General features: G+C 65.1%; 21 protein-coding genes. 12 read left to right on the top strand and 9 right to left on the bottom strand.

From position 1 onward, the window contains the following. Positions 1 to 122 precede the first annotated feature (122 nt). A complete protein-coding gene (locus tag VGV41_RS10350) occupies positions 123 to 1055 on the top strand; it encodes a Tim44 domain-containing protein (protein WP_326863734.1) in 933 nt (310 codons plus the stop codon). A gap of 7 nt (positions 1056 to 1062) precedes the next feature. Here the strand turns inward: VGV41_RS10350 and VGV41_RS10345 are convergent, their stop codons facing one another. Beyond that, a complete protein-coding gene (locus VGV41_RS10345; protein ID WP_326863733.1) occupies positions 1063 to 1422 on the bottom strand; it encodes a PilZ domain-containing protein in 360 nt (119 codons plus the stop codon). 293 nt (positions 1423 to 1715) lie between these two features. Between VGV41_RS10345 and VGV41_RS10340 the strand changes: the two genes are divergently transcribed. The 4 genes from VGV41_RS10340 to VGV41_RS10325 all read left to right on the top strand — a co-directional run bounded on the left by VGV41_RS10340 (position 1716) and on the right by VGV41_RS10325 (position 4956). Beyond that, the gene (locus VGV41_RS10340; protein ID WP_326863732.1) at positions 1716 to 1919 is read left to right on the top strand and encodes a cold-shock protein; all 204 of its coding nucleotides are present in this window, start codon (positions 1716 to 1718) and stop codon (positions 1917 to 1919) included. 161 nt (positions 1920 to 2080) lie between these two features. After that, positions 2081 to 2743: a lectin gene (locus VGV41_RS10335; RefSeq protein ID WP_326863731.1), complete on the top strand. Its 663-nt coding sequence runs from the start codon at positions 2081 to 2083 to the stop codon at positions 2741 to 2743. Between the two features lie 187 nt (positions 2744 to 2930). Beyond that, positions 2931 to 4214 (top strand): GGDEF domain-containing protein, encoded by a 1284-nt coding sequence (locus tag VGV41_RS10330; protein WP_326863730.1) that lies wholly within the window; start codon positions 2931 to 2933, stop codon positions 4212 to 4214. Positions 4215 to 4245: 31 nt separating this feature from the next. Beyond that, positions 4246 to 4956, top strand: a complete 711-nt coding sequence (locus VGV41_RS10325) for a glutathione S-transferase (protein ID WP_326863729.1) — start codon at positions 4246 to 4248, stop codon at positions 4954 to 4956. Here the strand turns inward: VGV41_RS10325 and VGV41_RS10320 are convergent, their stop codons facing one another. From VGV41_RS10320 to VGV41_RS10295, 6 genes are all read right to left on the bottom strand, one after another. Then, positions 4957 to 5433 carry a cupin domain-containing protein gene (locus tag VGV41_RS10320; protein WP_326863728.1) on the bottom strand — a complete coding sequence of 159 codons (477 nt, stop codon included), beginning with the start codon at positions 5431 to 5433 and terminating at the stop codon, positions 4957 to 4959. It abuts the gene before it with no gap. Continuing rightward, on the bottom strand, positions 5430 to 6371 hold the full coding sequence (locus VGV41_RS10315) for a DMT family transporter (RefSeq protein WP_326863727.1): 942 nt from the start codon (positions 6369 to 6371) through the stop codon (positions 5430 to 5432). The genes VGV41_RS10320 and VGV41_RS10315 overlap by 4 nt, the downstream gene beginning before the upstream one ends. Positions 6372 to 6435: 64 nt before the next feature. After that, complete coding sequence (locus tag VGV41_RS10310) at positions 6436 to 6831, bottom strand: SET domain-containing protein (RefSeq protein ID WP_326863726.1); 396 nt, start codon at positions 6829 to 6831, stop codon at positions 6436 to 6438. A gap of 5 nt (positions 6832 to 6836) precedes the next feature. Then, positions 6837 to 7310, bottom strand: coding sequence for an SET domain-containing protein (locus VGV41_RS10305; RefSeq protein WP_326863725.1), 474 nt, complete (start codon positions 7308 to 7310; stop codon positions 6837 to 6839). A 77-nt stretch (positions 7311 to 7387) separates the two neighbouring features. Continuing rightward, positions 7388 to 8827, bottom strand: coding sequence for an MFS transporter (locus VGV41_RS10300; protein WP_326863724.1), 1440 nt, complete (start codon positions 8825 to 8827; stop codon positions 7388 to 7390). Then, on the bottom strand, positions 8824 to 9759 hold the full coding sequence (locus VGV41_RS10295; RefSeq protein ID WP_326863723.1) for a lactate/malate family dehydrogenase: 936 nt from the start codon (positions 9757 to 9759) through the stop codon (positions 8824 to 8826). The genes VGV41_RS10300 and VGV41_RS10295 overlap by 4 nt, the downstream gene beginning before the upstream one ends. 114 nt (positions 9760 to 9873) lie before the next feature. Between VGV41_RS10295 and VGV41_RS10290 the strand changes: the two genes are divergently transcribed. The 4 genes from VGV41_RS10290 to VGV41_RS10275 all read left to right on the top strand — a co-directional run bounded on the left by VGV41_RS10290 (position 9874) and on the right by VGV41_RS10275 (position 12791). Beyond that, on the top strand, positions 9874 to 10821 hold the full coding sequence (locus VGV41_RS10290) for a DUF5996 family protein (RefSeq protein ID WP_326863722.1): 948 nt from the start codon (positions 9874 to 9876) through the stop codon (positions 10819 to 10821). 978 nt (positions 10822 to 11799) lie between these two features. Next, a complete protein-coding gene (locus tag VGV41_RS10285) occupies positions 11800 to 12117 on the top strand; it encodes a helix-turn-helix transcriptional regulator (RefSeq protein WP_326863721.1) in 318 nt (105 codons plus the stop codon). 60 nt (positions 12118 to 12177) lie between these two features. Further along, a complete protein-coding gene (locus VGV41_RS10280; RefSeq protein ID WP_326863720.1) occupies positions 12178 to 12501 on the top strand; it encodes a type II toxin-antitoxin system RelE/ParE family toxin in 324 nt (107 codons plus the stop codon). Next, positions 12498 to 12791, top strand: coding sequence for a helix-turn-helix transcriptional regulator (locus VGV41_RS10275; protein ID WP_326863719.1), 294 nt, complete (start codon positions 12498 to 12500; stop codon positions 12789 to 12791). Before VGV41_RS10280 ends, VGV41_RS10275 begins: the two co-directional genes overlap by 4 nt. Positions 12792 to 13103: 312 nt before the next feature. On the opposite strand, the gene VGV41_RS10270 is transcribed toward VGV41_RS10275, so the two are convergent. Continuing rightward, entirely contained in the window at positions 13104 to 14027 is a 924-nt protein-coding gene (locus VGV41_RS10270; protein WP_326863718.1) for a reverse transcriptase family protein, read from the bottom strand. A gap of 44 nt (positions 14028 to 14071) precedes the next feature. Then, positions 14072 to 14401: a helix-turn-helix transcriptional regulator gene (locus tag VGV41_RS10265; RefSeq protein ID WP_326863717.1), complete on the bottom strand. Its 330-nt coding sequence runs from the start codon at positions 14399 to 14401 to the stop codon at positions 14072 to 14074. A gap of 604 nt (positions 14402 to 15005) precedes the next feature. Between VGV41_RS10265 and VGV41_RS10260 the strand changes: the two genes are divergently transcribed. From VGV41_RS10260 to VGV41_RS10250, 3 genes are all read left to right on the top strand, one after another. Further along, positions 15006 to 16649, top strand: coding sequence for a fumarate hydratase (locus tag VGV41_RS10260; protein ID WP_326863716.1), 1644 nt, complete (start codon positions 15006 to 15008; stop codon positions 16647 to 16649). Positions 16650 to 17004: 355 nt separating this feature from the next. Then, the gene (locus VGV41_RS10255; protein ID WP_326863715.1) at positions 17005 to 18348 is read left to right on the top strand and encodes a substrate-binding protein; all 1344 of its coding nucleotides are present in this window, start codon (positions 17005 to 17007) and stop codon (positions 18346 to 18348) included. 180 nt (positions 18349 to 18528) lie between these two features. Then, positions 18529 to 19404, top strand: a complete 876-nt coding sequence (locus VGV41_RS10250; protein WP_326863714.1) for a branched-chain amino acid ABC transporter permease — start codon at positions 18529 to 18531, stop codon at positions 19402 to 19404. Positions 19405 to 19413 lie beyond the last annotated feature (9 nt).

Genomic DNA, 19413 nt, shown 5'->3' with positions numbered 1-19413 from the left:
CTGACGCGACTTGACGATTGCGTGACGAAACCGCCGTGCCGGTTGCCGCAGCACCCCCTTACAATGGGCCGGAACCCTGCTTATTTTGTCTGCGCCGCTTCGGCGCTGGGAGACTTACGACCATGCTTCGTCACCGCTGGCTGATCGCGCTCGCCGCGATTGCGACTGCACTGGTGCTCGTCTCGGGCGACGCAGCCAATGCGCGCGCCGGCGGTGGGTTCTCCGGCGGCAGTCGGGGGATGCGCACGTTCTCGATGCCGGCGCCGACGCGCACGGCGCCGTCGGCATCGCCGGTGCAGCGCAGCGCCACGTCGCCGGCCTCCGGCACCAATTCGCCCTATCGCAGCGGCTATCGGCCGGGCTTCTTCGGCGGCGGCCTGTTCGGCAGCCTTGCCGCCGGTTTCCTCGGCGCCGGGCTGTTCGGACTGCTGTTCGGACACGGCTTCTTCGGCGGCATGCTCGGCTTCGGCTCGGTGCTCGGGCTCGTCCTGCAGCTCGTGCTCATCTACTTCGCCGTCAAGCTCTTCTTCGCCTGGCTGCAGCGGCGCAACGTGCCGGCGTCGGCCTATGCCAGCGGCGGCGGCACGAGCTATGGCTTCTCGCCGTCCGGCGGCGGCTTCGGCGCGGGCGCGGGCGCGGCAGCGCCGGCCTCGACGCCGATCACCATCGACAAGGCGGACTACGACGCCTTCGAGCGGCTCCTCGGCGACATCCAGGAGGCGTATTCGGCGGAGGACATCAGCGCGCTGCGCGCGCGGGTGACGCCGGAGATGCTGTCTTACTTCAACGAACAACTGTCACAGAACGCCAGCCGCGGCCTGGTTGATCGCGTCAGCGACGTGCGCCTCATGCAGGGCGACCTGTCGGAAGCCTGGCGCGAAGGCGATAGCGAATACGCGACCGTGGCGATGCGCTTCACGCTCACCGACAGCATGGTCGAGCGCGGCAGCGGTCGCGTTGTCGAGGGTGGCCAGCCGGAGCAGGTGACGGAGGTGTGGACCTTCGTGCGCGCGCGCGGCGGCGCCTGGGTACTGTCGGCGATCCAGCAAGCCTGAGAGTCGGCTATTCGTTCATCGCCGCGGCGACGGCGTGCTTTGCCTCGGCGGGGCTCACCGGCTCGAGCGTTTCCCGCTGCTGTGCCGGCAGCCGCCGCTCGAACGCCACGCCAACCTGGTTTGGCTTGCGCCACACGACGCGGCAGGTACGGCGGGCGGAACCGTCTGACGTGAGCCACAACAGGAAGCGTTCCGGCACCTTGTCGGAGTAGGGCACTTCCAGCCGCGCACCGGTATCGGAAACATCCGAGAGGAAGCAGCCCGCGGTACGCCCCGACTTGAACTCGACGCGGGCCGCATAGCGCACGGGTTGGCGCCTGCTCTTGCGCTTGTCCTTGCCGGAGGAGGCCTGGATGGAGGACGGCATTGCTGGTCCGCTGCCGAAGGTTAACGTCACGCGCCGAAACGGAGAACTCTAGGGCGGCACCGCTTACCAATTGCTGAACGGGCCTTGCGGCGGTCGGTATCCGGGCGGCTTTTCCGTTGACCGTGACGGGAAATCCGTCTATCTGCCCGCCGGCAACCTGGTTTTCGGCCTCTCTTGCTGACACGCTCCCGGCTTTGGGCTGCGACTCAAGTGACCCCCCAAAACTCGGATTGTTGCCGCCGGGACGGTGTTCGGCCCGGCGATCAACGAAGAGATGCTTGAAAGGAACTACGATGGCTACCGGAACTGTGAAGTTCTTCAATACCCAGAAGGGCTACGGCTTCATTCAGCCCGACGACGGCTCGAAGGATGTGTTCGTGCACATCACCGCAGTGGAGCGCGCCGGCATGCGTTCGCTGAACGAAGGCCAGAAGGTCAGCTACGACATCGTCACCGAGCGCGGCAAGCAGGCGGCAGGCAATTTGCAGCCGATGTGAGATCGCGCGTATCGTGAACGATATCGGAGCCCGGCGGAGACGCCGGGCTTTTTGATTCCGGCGCGACGTGCGGCGCCGGAATAGCGCCACCGCCGCGGTGTTCGTCCTCTCAGCCGATGGCCGGCACTTCGCCCTCGCCATGCGGCGGGGGAGACGTCCACATGATCGATATCCGTGTCGCTGCGCCGCTTGCCGCCTGTCTCGCGCTGTTCGCTCTGACGCCGGCGCAGGCGCAACAATCCAGCATGACCTTCTTCGTCACCAGCCACGGTCCGGGCAAAGGCGCGGACCTCGGCGGTCTCGCCGGCGCCGACGCGCACTGCCAGAGCCTCGCGCAATCGGCCGGCGCGGGCGGCAAGACCTGGCACGCCTATCTGTCCACGCAAGGCGCCGGCGCGGTGAACGCGCGCGACCGCATCGGCAAGGGCCCCTGGACCAACGCCAAGGGCGTCGTCGTCGCCGCCAGCGTTGCCGATCTGCACAGCGCGAACAACAAGCTGACCAAGCAGAACAACCTCTCGGAGAAGGGCGAGGTCATCAACGGCCGCGGCGACAAGCCGAACCGGCACGACATCCTCACCGGCTCCAGGCCGGACGGGACGGCCTTCGCCGACAGCGCCGACCACACCTGCAAGAACTACACGAGCGCGACGCAGGGCTCGGTGATGCTCGGCCACAACGACCGCGAGGGGCTGCGCGACGACGAGGCCTCGCATTCCTGGAACTCGTCGCATCCGTCACGCGGGCCGGACGGCGGCTGCTCGCAGGCCGACCTGCGCTCGACCGGCGGCGACGGGCTGCTCTACTGCTTCGCCGTCAATTGACCTGACGCACCACGGCGCGCGGCCGCAGGCGGGAAGCCCCGTCGCGGCCGCGCACCATTTCCCGTTGCAGCGAATCGATTTGCCACCTGTTGACTTCCCTTGGTAGCCGATTAGGCATACAAAGCCGGCGCCGGATCGTACGCAGGGGGAGAGGCGGCACCCGTTCGGGTCGGGCGCCGTTCTGGAAATGCCCGAACTGACCAATCTGCTGCTGATGATCGGCGAAGCGCTGATCTATTTCTTCGCCCTGAGCGCGCTGTTGCGGGCGCGCAAACGCATCGGCCTCGGCGCCTTCTTCTGCGCCCTTGGCGTGATGCATTTCCTCGAGACCTATCTCGCCAGCATTCTCTACGTGCCGCTGCCGTTCGGCATCCTCGCGTCGCCCGGCTCGACGGTGCTGTTCACCGGCAAGTTGATGATGCTGCTCCTGCTCTACATCCGCGAAGACGCGGTGGTGGTGCGCCAGCCGATCTACGGCCTGTTGTTCGGCAACGTGCTCCTGTTCCTCCTCGGCTACGTCATGCGCCACCACATCGTGCCGATCGACACCACGGCCGACTTCGGCTTCCTCGACCGCATGGGCGCGCTGATGGTGTGGGGCACGGCGGTGCTGTTCTTTGACTGCATCATCATCATCCTGCTCTACGAGCGCACGCGCGCCTGGTTCGGCGACCGCGTGCTGCCGCGGCTGGCGGTGGCGGGCGCGCTCGTCCTGACCTTCGATCAGTTCGCCTTCTTCGTCGGCCTGACCATGCTGACCGGCGCGGGATGGCACGTGCTCATCGGCGGCTGGGCGGCGAAGATGGGCGCGGTCGCGATCTACAGCGTGCTCGCCGCGCTCTATCTGCAACGCTTCGAGCGGCCGATGGTGCGCGCGCGCAACGCGCCGCGCATCTCCGACGTGTTCGACCTGCTCACCTATCGCGAGCGCTACGAGGATCTGCTGGCGCGCACCGGCTGCGATGCGCTGACGGGCGCGCTCGACCGGCATTCGCTCGAGGCGCACGGTCGCCGCTCGGTGGAGCACGCCGCGGCGGTCGCCAGCCCGCTGGCGCTGCTGCTGATCGACATCGACCACTTCAAGGATTTCAACGACCGATTCGGCCACGCCGAGGGCGACCGCATGCTCAAGCGCATCGCGCTCGACATCATGGCCGGGGCGCGCATCTCCGACTTCACCTACCGCTTCGGCGGTGAGGAGTTCGTGGTCGTTGCCGAGGGCGTCGATCCGGTGGAAGCGCATGCCATGGCCGAGCGCATCCGCCGCCGCATCGCCAACGCCGGCGCCGGCAACGAGCGCGAGGTGACGGTCAGCATCGGCGTCGCCAGCTGTCCGCGCGACGGCACAGATTACGACACGCTGTTCGAGCGCGCCGACAAGCGCCTCTATGAGGCCAAGTCGGGCGGGCGGAACCGCGTCGTCGACGGCCGTGTTTCCTCCGACGCCCACGTGCGCCTGATCGCGCGCTGATATACTGCCGGGCGCCGAAACGGAGGTGCCCATGCGCTACCAGCTCTTCTATTGGCCGGGAATTCAGGGACGCGGCGAATTCGTGCGGCTGGCGCTCGAGGACGCAGGCGCCGGCTATGACGACGTCGCGCGGCAGTCCGGCGGCATGGACCGCATGATGGCCATGATGCGCGGCCCGCGCGAGAAACGGCCGCCTTATGCGCCGCCGTTCCTCAAGGCCGGCAATCTCGTCATCGCGCAGGTCGCCGAGATCCTCTTCTATCTCGGGCCGAAGCTGAAGCTCGCGCCGAAGAGTGAAGCTGACCGGCTGTGGCTGCATCAACTCGAACTCACGGTGACCGACTTCGTCAAGGAAATCCACGACACGCATCATCCGGTCGGCACCGGGCTTTACTATCAGGACCAGAAAAAGGAAGCGAAGCGCTACGCCGAGGGGTTTCTCGGCGAGCGCGCGCCGAAATATCTCGGCTATTTCGAGACGGTGCTGTCGCGCAGCGGCGGGCCGTGGCTGATGGGCCGTCGCTGCACCTACGTCGACCTGTCGATGTTCCAGCTCGTCGAAGGGCTGCGCTACGCCTTCCCGAAAGGCATGAAGCGCATCGAGAAGAAGGTGCCCGGTCTCGTCGACGTGCACGACCGCGTCGCCAGGCGACCGGGCATCAAAAAGTATCTCGCGTCCGAGCGTCGCATCCCGTTCAACGAGGACGGCATCTTCCGCCACTATCCGGAGTTGGACGCCTGATCAACCCTGCGCGGCGAGCGTCTTGCCGGCGCTGGCGACCGGTTTGGCGCCGATCAGCGCGAAGGCAATGACGCAGGGCTCGCTGCCGTTGTTGACCCAGTCGTGGATGGTGCCGCGCTGGACCATGACGTCGCCCGCCTTCAGGCGCACCGGTCCGGTTTCCATCACCATGTCGATTTCGCCGGAGATGACCACGGCGTAGTCGATCGAGTCGGTGCGGTGGTTGCGCGGCACGACGCCGGGACCGAAGCTGACGACGCGGAAGACGCTGCCGTTGGCGATAGCGGTCGGGATCTTCTTGTTCGACGGGTCGTCGTTGCCGTCATTGTTCACCGGCAGCTCTTCGGTCGACCAGATCACGCTGTAGGTCGCGCCCGGCCGTGGCGAATGCTGGTTGGTGACCTGCTCGTCGATGAGCACCGTCGAGCGCCCCTGTGCGTCATGCCCGGTGACCACGCGGCGAAGTTTCAGTGTCATCCTTTTTCTCCTTTTTCTTGCAAAAGACTCTCTCGCGCGCGGCGTTTGCGGCTGTTCTCGTGCCAGAGCAGGAACAGGCCGGATCCGACCACGATGGTCGAGCCGGCGAGCAGCGGCAGCGCCGGGATATCGTGCCAGAACACGAAGCCGAGCAGCAGCGCCCAAACGAGCGAGAAATAATAGAATGGCCCGACCGCGGCGGGCGGCGCCAACGACAGCGAGCGGGTCCACCAGTACTGGCCGACGGCGTTGATGACGCCGTTGACGAGGAGCGGCGCGAGGTCGCCATTGCTCGGCCATACGAAGCCGAACAGCGGCAGTCCGAGCGCGAAGAACAGCGCCAGGAACACCATCTGGTACATGGTCAATGTTTCGGCCGACTCGGTCGATGTCATGCCGCGCACCGCCGCGGTAACGCTGCCGTAGAGCACGGCATTGGCGAGCGCGAACAGCGCGCCGATGCGAAAGGAGTCGGCGCCCGGCGCCGCGACCAGCACCACGCCGGCAAAGCCGACCAGCAGCGCGCCGCCGCGGGCCATGCCGATGCGCTCGTTCAGCCACCATGCGGCCAGCACGGTCGCGAACAGCGGCGCGGAGAAATTGATCGCGACCGCGCCGCCGAGTGGCATCAGGCTGAAGGCGATGATGATGCAGCTCTGCGCCACCGTCTGCGTCACGCCACGGGCGGCATGGCTGCCGAGCCGGCGCGTGCGGAACACGGCGAGGCCGGTGCGCGGCAGAATGAGCACCGCCGCCGTGGCGAGCGAGGCGAGGCCGCGGAAGAAAAGCACCTCGTCGAAGGAATAGGCGGCAACCTGCCACTTCGACACCGCGCTCGACACCGCGAACATCACCGTCGCGCCGAGCATGTAGACGATGCCGAGCGGCACATGCTCGGTGCGCAGGCGTGGCGCTGGTGCGGTGGTGTCGGCGGTCACGGACAGGGGGCCTCGGGCGGGGCGCCCTGCCTAGCACGAAATGCCGCCCGGTGCAGGAGCGGGTTCACTCCCGACAGCCGGCGCACCGGCAGCCGCGCTTGAAGTACAGTTCGACGTATTCCTCGCCGTAGTCGATGGTGATCTCGGCGCCGGGCGGGATGCGCTCGAGCGCGCGGTAGACCATGCGGTCGCCCTTGAGCACGGCTTCGGCATTCGGGTCGCAGGCGTGGTTGACGTAGCGGGCGAGGTTGCGCCGCGTGGAGCCGTCGATGGTCCAACGGGTGTCGATCTCGAACAGGTACTTGTTGCCGCGGCGGCGGTCGATCTCCTGCGCCAGCCTGGTCGGGATGCGGCGGCCCAGGTATTCGACGATCTCCGCCTGCTCCTCGATCGTCTCGGTGGCGAACAGGCCGAGGCCCGTGGCCGAGCGGCCGACCCGATAGGGCTTGCGTTGCGGCATTCCGGCTATCGCTTGCTGCCGGTCCGGGCCGCCCGAGCGGCCTTGCGCTTGCGCGCCACGCGCAGTTCGGCCGCGCGCTTGGCGCGCCGCTTGCGGCAACGCGAGCACTGGCAGTTCGACTTGCCGATAACGTTCTTCAGGTAGTCGCTGCCGTAGTTGTAGGTGATCTCCTCGCCCGGCTTGATCGCCCGCAGCGTGTAGACGAACACGCGTTTGCCGCGGATCGTCGAGTCCGCGTTCGGATTGCAGGAGTGGTTGAAATAGCGGGCGATGTTCCTGCGACTTTTGCCGTCGATGGTCCACTTGCTGTTGACCTCGAACAAATAGCGGTTGCCGCGGTTCTCGGCCTTTTCTGCCGTCTTCACGTCGAGCAGAGGGCCTTTGTACTCGGCGAGCCTGACGCGTTTCTTGATCGGTCTGGTGGCGAAGATCCCCAGGCCGGTGCGGGAGCGGCCGAGGCGAAAGGGACGTACGGGCATTGGCGTCTTTGCGTTGTCAAAGGCAGCGCGCGCAATGCCAGAAGTGCGCGTCACCGTCAAATAAAACAGGGGATGGTTCAGTGCGCCGATAACGGTTCGGCGACCTTTTCCAGCGACTGCCGCTCGGCGGCAACGCCGAATACCATTTCGATCGCGGCGGCGGCAAGCATCAGCACGGCGGCGGCGACATAGCCGTAGAACAGGTTCACGCGCGAGCCGGTGCCGATCAGGGTTCCGAACAGCCAGGGCGCGGCGATGCCGCCGGCGCCGGTGCCGAGCGAATAGAAGAAGGCGATGGCCAAAGCCCGCGTTTCCAGCGGGAATATCTCGCTGACGGTGAGATAGGCCGAACTCGCCGCCGGCGAGGCGATGAAGAAGACCGCCGTCCACAATGCGGTCAGCGTCATCACGGTCAGCGCATCGATCGCGAACAGCCAGCCGGTGATCGCGAGCAGCACCGCCGACAGCGCGTAGGTCGCCGCGATCATCTGGCGGCGGCCGATGGTGTCGAACAGGCTGCCCAAAAGGTAGACACCGAGCACATTGCCGAAGGCGAAGGGCAGCAAATAGAGCCCGGTGACGCTGGGTTCGACATGGAAGAAGCGGGTCAGCACCAGCGCGTAGGTGAAGAAGATGGCGTTGTAGAGGAAGGCCTGCGCCACCATCAGCGAGAAGCCGACCAGCGCGCGCCGCCAGTAACGGCCGAACACCGTGCGCACGATGAGGCCGAAGCCGAAGGTGTGGTGCGGATGCACCGTGACGGCGTCGTCTTCGTCGACCGGGGCGAGCCGCCGGTGCGCTTCCGCCGACACCAGCCGCTCGATGCCGGCGACCGTCTTTTCCGCCTCGGCCTCGTAGCCGTGGGTGACGAGCCAGCGCGGGCTCTCCGGCACGAAGCTGCGCACGAGCAGGATGCCCAAGCCCAATACGGCGCCGATGCCGAAACCGAGCCGCCAGCCGAGGTCGACTGGCAGGAGCGCGGGATCGAGCAGCAGCACCGTCGCGCCGGAGCCGAGCGCGGCGCCGACCCAGTAGGTGCCGTTGATCATGATATCGACGCGGCCGCGCACGCGGGCCGGGATCAGTTCGTCGATGGCGGAGTTGATCGCCGCGTATTCGCCGCCGATGCCGGCCCCGGTGATGAAGCGGAAGACGGCGAAGCTCCAGAAGTCCCAGGAGAAGGCGCTGAGCAGGACGCCGACGAGATAGGTCGCGAGGGTGACGAAGAAGAACAGTCTGCGGCCGAAGCGGTCGGTCAGCCAGCCGAACAGCAGCGAGCCGAGCACGGCGCCGGTCAAATAGAACGAAGCGATGAGGCCGATATCGGCGCTGGTGAAGTGCAGCGTCGCCGGTTCCTGCAGCACGCCGGAGACGGCGCCCATCATGGTCACTTCGAGGCCGTCGAGCACCCAGGTGACGCCGAGGCCGATGACGATGAGGGTGTGGAAGCGCGTCCACGGCAGGCGGTCGAGCCGCGCCGGGATCAGCGTCCGGATCGCCGCCGGCGCGGCCGTCATCCCTTCACCCGTTGCATCGCCTTGGCGATGCTCTCGGCGCTTCTGGTGAGCGCCGCGTCCTCCTCCGCCGACAAAGCCGGCGCCAGCACCGCGACGATGCCGCCGCGGCCGACGACGCTCGGCAGCGACAATGTCACGCCGTAGTGCTCGTGATAGCTGCCGATCGGGATGGCGGCGCGCTCGTCGCGGAGGATCATCTCGGCGATGCGGCAGGCGACGATGGCGATGCCGTACTGGCTGGCGTCGTTGCCCTCGATGATGGTGATGTTGGCGTAGCGCACGTCTTTCTCGAGTGTCTCGTGCATCGCCTTGGCGTCCTCGCCGCGGCGCTTGAGCAAGTCCGCGACCGGCACGCCGCCGATGCGCGCGGTCGACCAGGCGAAGATCTGCGAGGTGCCGTGCTCGCCGAGCACCTGCGCCTCGACGGTGGCCGGGTCGACGTCGAAGTGCCGGGCCAGGTGCACACGGAAGCGCTGCGAGTCGAGATAGGTGCCGGCGCTGATGACGCGCGTGTGGCCGGCGGCCATGCGCGCGACGTCGGCGAGCGGGTCCGGCGGGTCGGTCACCACGAGCAGCACCGCCTCGGGCGCCGCCTTGACGATGCGCGGGACGATGTGGCGGTAGATCGCCGCGTTCTTGTCGAGCAGCCTGAGCCGGCCCTCACTGTCGTTGCGGTCGGTGGCCCCGCCGGTCTTCTCGTTGATGCCGGAGGTGATCATGACGACGCCGCAGCCGGCGAGGTCGGCATCGTCGCCATCGCGGATGTCGGCGCGCGGCGACAGCGGCAGGCCGTAGCGGATGTCGGTCGCCACCGCGGCCGCCGTCTTGCGCGTGCGGTTGACGAGGACGATCTCGCGCGCGGTGCCGCGATTGACGGCGGTGAGCGCGCAGGCGCAGCCGACCTTGCCCGCGCCGATGATGCCGAGTTTCATGGAAGGCCTCCGGTGGTGCACGATGAACCCTCAAGGTGAGGCGGTGTTCCTTCGAGGCGAGCCCATTGTCCGCCGTGCGCGCGCCCGCCATGATGCTCTGCGGAGGTGCCCGCGATGACCGCCAATCCCGACCGCTGGCCGGAGCTCGCCGCCGACGCCTGGCGCGACACGCGCTCGACGCTGCATCTGATGACGCAGATCGTCGGCAAGATCCGCCTGGCGCTGACGCCGTGGCAGAACCATTCCTGGCACGTGCCGCTCTACATCACCGCGCGCGGGCTCACCACCTCGCCGATCCCCGACCGCGGCCGCTCGTTCCAGATCGACTTCGACTTCATCGACCACGTGCTGTGGGTCCGCACCAGCGACGGCCATTATCGCCAGGTGATGCTGCGGCCGATGCCGGTGGCGGAATTCTACGACGAGACGATGTCGGCGCTCGAGCAGCTCGGCATCGACGTCAAGATCCGCACCATGCCGAACGAGATCGCCGATCCGATCCCGTTCGAGCAGGACTTAACGCATGCGAGCTACGACGAAATCTACGTGCGCCGGTTCTGGCACGCGCTGTTGTCGGCCAACGACGTGCTGTCACGCTTCCGCACCGGCTTCCTCGGCAAGGTGTCCCCGGTGCATTTCTTCTGGGGCTCGTTCGATCTCGCCGTGACGCGCTTTTCCGGGCGCAGCGCGCCGCCGCATCCCGGCGGCGTGCCGCACCTGCCGGACACTGTCGCGCGCGAGGCCTATTCGCACGAAGTGTCGAGCGCCGGCTTCTGGCCGGGCGGCGGCGGCGTCTATGACGAGGCGGCGTTCTACTCCTACGCCTATCCGGCGCCGGCCGGCTTCGCCGAGGCGCGCGTCACGCCGAAGGAAGCATTCTGGTCGAAGGACCTCGGCGAATTCATCCTGCCTTACGCGGCGCTGCGCGCGAGCGACGAACCCGACACGACGCTCCTGAGCTTCCTGCAGTCGACCTACGTCGCCGCCGCCGTTCTGGCGAAGTGGGACCGCAGCGCGCTCGAGTGTTCGCTGGGCGTGCCGGGGAAGTGCCGCGCGGTGTGAGCGCTTTACCCTCCCCTGGAGGGGAGGGTGAAGAACGATCGCGACTCACGCGTCGTAACTCACCGATTCAAATTTCAAACAGCGCGCATGACTCATCGCCCGTATTCTTTGCTCGGCCCCGGGTGAGCCGTCATTCCCATCCTCATCGCGCTCCCCGAACCAGGGGAGCGGAGCGCCGGGAAACGCGGGAGCGTGCGAAGCTCCCTGAGCGGTCGGCGAGACCGCCCGAGACACCGTGCGAAGGCGTCTCCTTCCTCCTTGCGATCGGAGAAAGGCGCCTCCCGGCGCTCCGCACCCGGACAAGCTTGCGCCGTCCGGGCTATTTGTGCGGCGTTCTCCTTGAGGCCCCTTGGACCGCGCTTCCGGGAAGCGACGGGGCCCGTGTTCAAGCCCCCGATCCGGAGCAGTGGCCGCCGCTCCTTCGTCGCCGCCGCGTGCAGCCCATCGTTCCGTAGAACTGCGGGCAGCCGGTCATAATGCCGGCGGACGGCTGGCCAGGGCCTCCCGAGTGCGCAGGGTGCGTACCCTCCGCCCGCGGGCGCCGCATCGACCGGACCGTTTCCGGCCCGATGAGCGCGAAAGGCCGCATCTCCGGCCTTCCGTCCCACCACTGCTCCACCCTCACAGCGCCCCATGACGGCGCCCCTGGCGAGCAGGACGGGGCGAGGATAGGCATATGGTCCACTAGGAGTCAATAGTCCTAGTAAAAGAATTTGTACAACACCTCTCTCGTCCTGAGGTGCGCGCCGGAGGCGCCCTCAAAGGACCTGGGCCCGTCAATTGTCATGGCCGGGCTTGTCACGGCCATCCCGATCAGGCCGGCGCTGTGCCCCTCTGAGCGGGGCCACCGGGACATAAGGGCGTTCACGCCCGTCTTCGACGGGCTATGCCCGGTGACGACAGGGGGAGAGCGTTGCCGCTCACAGAGTTGAGCGGCGCGCGTGCTATAATTATTCCGAAAACCTCAAGAGACAGCAGATGGCGAAGAAATCATCAAGCAAGCGCGGTAACGTATTCGCCGATCTTGGCCTGCCCAATCCGGAGCAGGAACTGCTGAAGGCGCAGCTCACACTGCAAATCTACAAGATCGTCAAGGCGCGGGGGCTGACGCAGGCGCAGGCGGGCGCGGTGCTCGGCATCAAGCAGCCGCATGTCTCGGCGCTGATGCGCAACCGCGCCGGCAACTTCTCGGTCGGACGGCTGATGGAGTTTCTGACCGCGCTCGGCCAGGACGTGCGCATCACGGTGAAGCCGGCGAAGAGGCGGGTAGGGGGGATGGACGTGGTGGCGGGGTGAGCGGCGCCTGACGTTCGCGGCCCGCTTGAAGCATTATCGCATTAGCGCTATATAGCATTAATGCGCTGGACGGTGCTGTTTCTCAATGCGGTCGTGGCGTCGGAGGTTGCGGCGCTGCCGGACGATATGCGGGCGCGGCTCGCGCGGTTCGTCAGCATCATACAGGACCTCGGCTTCGAGGCGCTGCCGCGAGACAGCGTCAAGCATCTCGAGAGCAAGTTCTGGGAACTGCGCATAACCGGGCGCGACGGGATTTCGCGGGCGATTTATGTGACTGCGAGCGGTCAACGCGTGGTCGTCCTGCGGGTTTTCGTCAAAAGGACACAAAAGACGCCTCCGCGTGAAATCGAAATTGCGCGGCAACGCGCGAAGGACGTGACATGATCAAGTTCGACACACTGCACAAAAAGTGGATGAAGGACCCGGCGTATCGGCGCGAGTACGACGCGCTGGAGGAGGAGTTCGCGCTGATCGCGGCGCGGGCGCGGGCGGGCCTCAGTCAGGCGCAACTCGCCAAACGCATGAAGACGACGCAGAGTGCCATCGCGCGGCTGGAAAGCGGCCGGGCGAAGCCGTCGACGCGTACGCTCGCCCGGTTCGCTGCGGCGACGGGGCACCGGCTGAAGATCAGCTTCGAGCCGGTGAAGAAGGGGAAGAAGAAGGCCGGAAAATAGTTCTTGTCATGGCCGGGCTTGTCCCGGCCATCCCGATCAGGCGGGCACTGTGCCCTTCTGAGCGGGGCCACCGGGACATAAGGGCGTTCACGCCCGTCTTCGACGGGCTATGCCCGGTGACGACAGAATGGTGCGGCGGCGATGCGCGACCGCGCCGGCAATTCTGCAGTCGAGCGGCTGATGGAGGCTCTCGCCGCGCGCGGCGAGGCACGTGCGGATCACGGTGAAGCCGGCGAAGAAGCGGGTGGGGGAGGTGGAGGTGGTGGGGGGTGTAGGGCGCGTCAGTGCAGGTGTGGTGTGCCGTATCGAAGGCTACTTTTGTTTGACCGAGGCGACAGGACGTTCGGCACGCAGAGTTGCTCTTAGCGTAGCTGCGCGGGCTTTAAACAAGGGGTCGATCTGCCCTGCTGCTTCGAGGCGGCCGATCAACGGCAGTGATGCCTTTTGTTTCGCCTCGGACGATGTCGCTTCCGCAATCGCTTCAAATCCTTTTCTAATCTTCAGATGCAATTTATTGGGCACCTTGTTCCCGTCCGAGGTAATGCAGACACCTGTAATTACTTTCGGCGCGCTGGCCGCGAACGCATGGGCCTTGTGCGACTTCAAGCCGAATTTGGCAATTATCTTCCGAACATTGTGCAAAACTGTCTTTGAAGCAGCAGGTCCGCTCAGGGCCATATCGTCAACATAGCAAGTCATCTCGAGCGAGAGAGATTTTGCGAGCGCCTCTATTTCATCGAACATTGGTTTAAATGCGTAATATGCGATGATCGGGCTCGCGCTGCTTCCTGTTGGGAGGTGGGAATCGAACGTCAACAGGTCGGCCAAGATGCGAGCCACATCTCTGCGACATTTCATGCCCAGTTCGAAAAATTTCAGTATTGCGGCGTGGGGGACTGAAGCAAAAAATTTCTTTACGTCTATTTTGATAACTGGGACATCGGCAGAATGTTTTGCAGCGTTAGAAAGGTATGATTTGCCCGCGACGGCCGAATGTAGATATTCTGGGACTGATACCCGAGAAAGTAGGTTATGAACCCTGCGATGTAGTATCTGAAGCTTGGGCTTCGGCTCTTGGATAGCCCGAGCTTTGGCGGTCCCGGCATTGATAGTGAAAAGTTTGAAATTGCCTGCGTCTTTAGAAAGTTCTTCAAGATCTTTTATCGTGATCGAAAGATTGCGAGTCGAAAGGCGGCGTGCGAGGTCGGCCGGGAGGCGACCGCGTATAGCCAGCAATCTTCTATTTTCAAGTCGCTGCTGCGACGGCGGCTCATGTCTGCTCAGTGTTTAATTAGAGCGTGATTATCTGAAGTTTCTTGTAGCCATTCGAGCATTTTCATAATTTTGTCGGCGGTAAAAGCCCTTGTGCGCTCGCCAAAGTCCGCAGTTTCAGCTTTTTCTGCAAATAGCATCAATGAAGACAGCGGGATTCGAAAAAAAGTTGCATATCGCTCTAGAACATCAAGGCTTGCATTCTTATGACCGCCTTCTAGTTCGGATATGAAAGACTTTGATAATTTGAGTTTGTCTGCAAGCTCGACCTGCGAAAGTCGGTGATACTGCCGTATCAATTTTAGTGCCCGGGCGTACATTTGATCGGTCTTGGTCACTGACTTTCCTTTGCTGGATAACGTCGTACTGTAGATTGTGTTCATGGGAATTTGCTTAGAAGCCACCGAACATCAGCTTCAGAAGCCTTACTGCCCGCACCGTCCACACGAGGACGAAGATTGCAGTCATTAGCGTCCGCCTGGTAACGATCCGTCGGATAAATCCGCGGACCGTCTTCCAGAATTCGGTAAACTTCTGCTCGGCGCTTGGGGGGTCAGTGGTACTTACCATTGGCCATCTCCTTGTTCATCGAGGCGGAATTGCCCCGATGCCTTCGAACAAGGAGCATCTCGAACAGAAGGACCTCTAAGCTCCCAGCGAGCATCGCGCCTTGGATGCTCGCTCTAACTCCGCCGCTCGTCGTCTCGCGGCGGTCGCCACAGAGAGACGGGCACAAAGTTGGAGGGCTCTTGCGAGCCCCAAGGGCACCTTTCACTGCCCGGTTAGGAGGCATGAATGTCCAACCAAACGCGCGACAAGTATGAGACGCGAATCGCCTAGTGTCAATGAAAGTTCGCTGATGGCGAACTTGTCCACACCTTTGCGGTTGGGCGTATTTGATCTACTGGTGCGTAACTCCGCTCTACTTTTCCGGTGCCCCCCATGAACGCCCCCACAGCCCATCCCCTGCCGCCCTACCACCACACCGCGCTCTTTCCGCTCGGTCCGGACAAGACCAAGTACCGCAAGATCACGTCCGACGGCGTGAAGGTCGAAAAGGTCATGGGCGAGGAGGTGGTGACCGTCTCGCGCGAGGCGATCCGGGCTTTGGCCGAGGCCGCGTTCATCGACATCAACCACCTGCTGCGGCCGGCGCACTTGAAGCAGTTGCGCGCCATCCTCGACGATCCGCAGGCGACCGCGAACGACCGCTTCGTCGCCTACGATCTCCTCAAGAACGCCAACATCTCGGCCGGCGGCGTGCTGCCGATGTGCCAGGACACCGGCACCGCCATCATCATGGGCAAGAAGGGCCGCCGCGTCTGGACCGACGGCGCGGACGAGGGCGCGCTCGCCGAGGGTGCGCGCGACGCCTACCTGAAGAAGAACCTGCGCTATTCGCAGCTCGCGCCGCTGTCGATGTTCGAGGAGACCAACACCAAGTCGAACATGCCGGCGCAGGTCGAGATCTACGCCGAAGGCGACGACGCCTACAAGTTCCTGTTCGTCGCCAAAGGCGGCGGCTCGGCCAACAAGACGTTTCTCTTTCAGGCGACGCCGTCGATCCTGACGCACGACCGCATGCTGGCCTTTCTCAAGGAGAAGATCCTCACCCTCGGCACGGCGGCGTGCCCGCCGTACCATCTCGCCATCGTCATCGGCGGCACCTCGGCCGAATTGAACCTGAAGACGGTCAAGCTCGCCTCGACCAAGTATCTCGACGAGCTGCCGACCGCGGGCGGCGAGGACGGCCACGCCTTCCGCGATCTGGCGATGGAGCAGGAAGTCCTGAAGATGACGCAGGCGACCGGCGTCGGCGCGCAGTTCGGCGGCAAGTATTTCTGCCACGACGTGCGCGTTATCCGTTTGCCGCGACACGGCGCGTCGCTGCCGATCGGGCTCGGCGTGTCGTGCTCGGCCGACCGCCAGGCGCTCGGCAAGATCACCCGCGACGGCGTCTATCTCGAGGAGCTCGAGCATCATCCGGCGCAGTACTTGCCGGACGTCGACGAGGGCGCGCTCGGCGGCGAGGTGGTCAAGGTCGACCTGCGCCAGCCGATGACGGAGATCCTGGCGCAGCTCACGAAGTATCCGGTGAAGACGCGGCTGTCGTTGACCGGCACCATCATCGTCGCCCGCGACCTGGCGCACGCCAAGCTGCGCGAGCGGCTCGAAAGCGGGCAGGGGCTGCCGCAGTACTTCAAGGACCACCCGGTCTATTACGCGGGACCGGCCAAGACGCCGGAGGGCTACGCCTCCGGCGCGTTCGGCCCGACCACAGCCGGGCGCATGGACTCTTATGTCGACGCCTTCCAGGCGGCCGGCGGCTCGATGGTGATGCTGGCCAAGGGCAATCGCTCGGCGGCGGTCCGCGATGCCTGCAAGAAATATGGCGGCTTCTATCTCGCCTCGATCGGCGGCAGCGCGGCCAACCTCGCCGAGCACTGCATCAAGAAGGTCGAGGTGCAGGAGTATCCCGAGCTCGGCATGGAGGCGATCTGGCGCATCGAGGTCGAGGACTTCCCCGCTTTCATCGTCATCGACGACAAGGGCAACGACTTCTTCAAGGAACTCAATCTGGGTTAGGCGGCCCCAAAGGGGACGCTGGACGTCCGGTGCCCCAACTGCAAGTTTGTGCAGTGCACGCGGGCAACGCGCGTGCAGCAAATTGCCGCGCGCCCAGCCCACGCGGCCGGCGTAGGCTGCCTCCCCGACCAAAGAAGCATTGACGGCACAGGCCGCAAACCGGGCAAATGCATTATTGATCGTGGCGGGGGCCGCGCGCCGATCGGGCACGCGTGCCGGCTCGTCTCCAACGCTGAGCGGAACTACCGGGGGCGATCCGTGCGCCGGGCGACGGCGCGGCACGAAACGACAATCAGAAACTTTAAACCAAGCATTCGAGGGGGCGACTCGAATGACCTTCAAAGGGAGGAAACCTATGAACGATTTCAGGAACGGCGTGTCACGCCGCACTCTTCTTCAAGCGGGCGCCGGGCTGGCCGGCGCCGTGGTCCTGCCGGGCGGCATGGCCATGCCGGCCTGGGGCGCCAACGAGCCGGCGATGGGCACGTGGCCGGCCGGGTCGCAGGGCGACACCGTCAACATCGGCGCCGCGGTGCCGCGCACCGGCGCCTACGCGGTGCAGGGCGAGGACGAGCTCAAGGGCATGCAGCTCGCCGTCGAGCACATCAACGACGGCAACCCGCTGATCAAGAAGATCGCACCCAAGGTCACCAAGGGCGTGCTCGGCAAGAAGGTCAACCTGGTCGTCGCCGACTCGGGCGCCAAGCCGAACGACGCGGTGCAGGCGCAGCAGCGCTTCATCAACGACAACAAGATCGTGTTGATGACCGGCTCGACCTCCTCTGCGGTCGCAGTCGCGCTCAACAAGTTCGCGCAGCGCGAACACATTCTCTATGTCACCGGCATCTCCGGATCGAACGATACCACCGGCAAGGATTGCGTGCGCTACGGCTTCCGCCAGAACTTCTACGGCGAGACGGCGGCCAACGCGATCGGCCCGGTGCTGGTGAAGGCCTACGGCAAGGGCAAGAAGGCGGCGTTCATGACGCCGGACTACACCTATGGCCACACCGTGACCAAGTCGGTCAACGACTACCTGACCAAGAACGGCGGCTGGACGATGGTGACCAACCAGGTCTCGCCGCTCGGCACCTCGGACTTCTCGCAGTACCTGACCAACATCGCCAATTCGGGCGCCGAGGTCATCATCAACGTCAACTGGGGCCGCGACGCGGTGCTCTCGGTGCAGCAGGCCAAGCAGTTCGGCCTGACGCCGAAGATGAAGATGGTGATCCCGTATCAGATCCCGTTCCTCGCCAAGGAAGTGGGAGCGGCGCTGACCGAGGGCGTCTACGCCGCCACCGACTTCTGGTGGACGCTCGAGGACAAGTACCCGCTCGCCAAGATGTTCGTCGAGGCGTTCGACAAGAAGTTCGGCTACAAGCCGGAGTGGGGCGCCAACAACTCCTACATGTCGTTCGCCATCTGGGCGCGCATGGTCTCGGAGGCGGGCACGTTCTATCCGCCGACCGTGATCAAGCAGTACGAGAAGGGCGAGACCTTCCCGTCCACCGTCGGCGACGTGCACTTCCGTGCCGAGGATCACCAGCTCGTCCGCCCGGTCATCATCGTCAAGGGCAAGGCGCCCAAGGACATGAAGAACAAGGAGGACTACTGGGAGGTTGTCGAGGTGGTGCCGGGCGCGCCGCTGATGCAGAAGCCGGACGCCTTCGGCTGCAAGCTCGGCGATTACACCTGAGCCGATGACGCCGTAACCGCGTGTCCCGGGCGCAGCGCAGCACGCAAGTGATGCGCTGCAGACCCGGGACCCCGGTTGCTTTTTGAAGAAACCGGGACCCCGCATCTGCGGTGCAACGCTAAAGCGCTGCACCGCGTGCGGGGAACGCCACACTGGATACCGCCAAGACTGGGGCGCGCGTTGATCAACTGGGCCAACTTCGTTTCGCAATGCTTCAACGGGCTGGTGCTCGGCGCGCTTCTCGCGCTGATCTCGTCCGGCCTGACCATCATCTACGGCACGCTCGGGGTTCTGAACCTCGCGCACGGCGCCATGTTCATGCTGGGCGGCTACGCCGGCTGGGTGGCCTACACCTGTAGTGGGTCGTTCATCGTGGCGGTCATCGCCGGCTCGCTGTTCGTCATGCTGGTCGGCATCGTCGTGGAGCGCGGCATCATCCGCTCGTTCTACGGCCGCCCGCACGAAGACCAGCTGCTCGTCACCTTCGGCCTGAGCATCGTCTTCGTCGAAGCGACGCGCTTCTTCTTCGGCAGCCTGTCCAAGATCGTGCCGCCGCCGGCCGGCCTCGGCGGCATCGTCAATCTCGGCTTCATGTTCTACCCGACCTACCGCCTGGCGCTGCTCGGCATCGTCGCGGTGGCGCTGGTCGGTCTCTACATCGTCCTCTACCGCACGCGCATCGGCATGATCGTGCGCGCCGGCATCGAAGACTCGGTCATGGTCGATGCGCTCGGCATCGACGTCTACAAGGTGTTCATGCTGGTGTTCGGCATCGGCGCGATGGCGGCGGGCTTCGCCGGCATCGTCAACGCGCCGGTCGTGTCGATTTCGCCCGACGTCGGCGAGACGATCCTGGTGCAGACCTTCGTCGTCGTCGTCATCGGCGGGGTCGGCTCGTTCCCCGGCGCCGTGCTCGGCGGCCTGATCGCCGGCGAAATCATCAGCATCACCTCGATGTTCAACCCCGGCTACGCCTACGTCATGCTGTTCGCGGCCATGACCCTGGTGCTGGTGCTGCGGCCTTACGGCCTGCTCGGCACCGCCGGACGCGAGTAGCCCGACGCC

The organism is Pseudolabrys sp., from assembly GCF_035943735.1.
GTDB lineage: Bacteria > Pseudomonadota > Alphaproteobacteria > Rhizobiales > Xanthobacteraceae > Pseudolabrys.
Note: the sequence above shows the minus strand (reverse complement) of the source record. Positions and strands in the feature narration are given on the sequence as shown.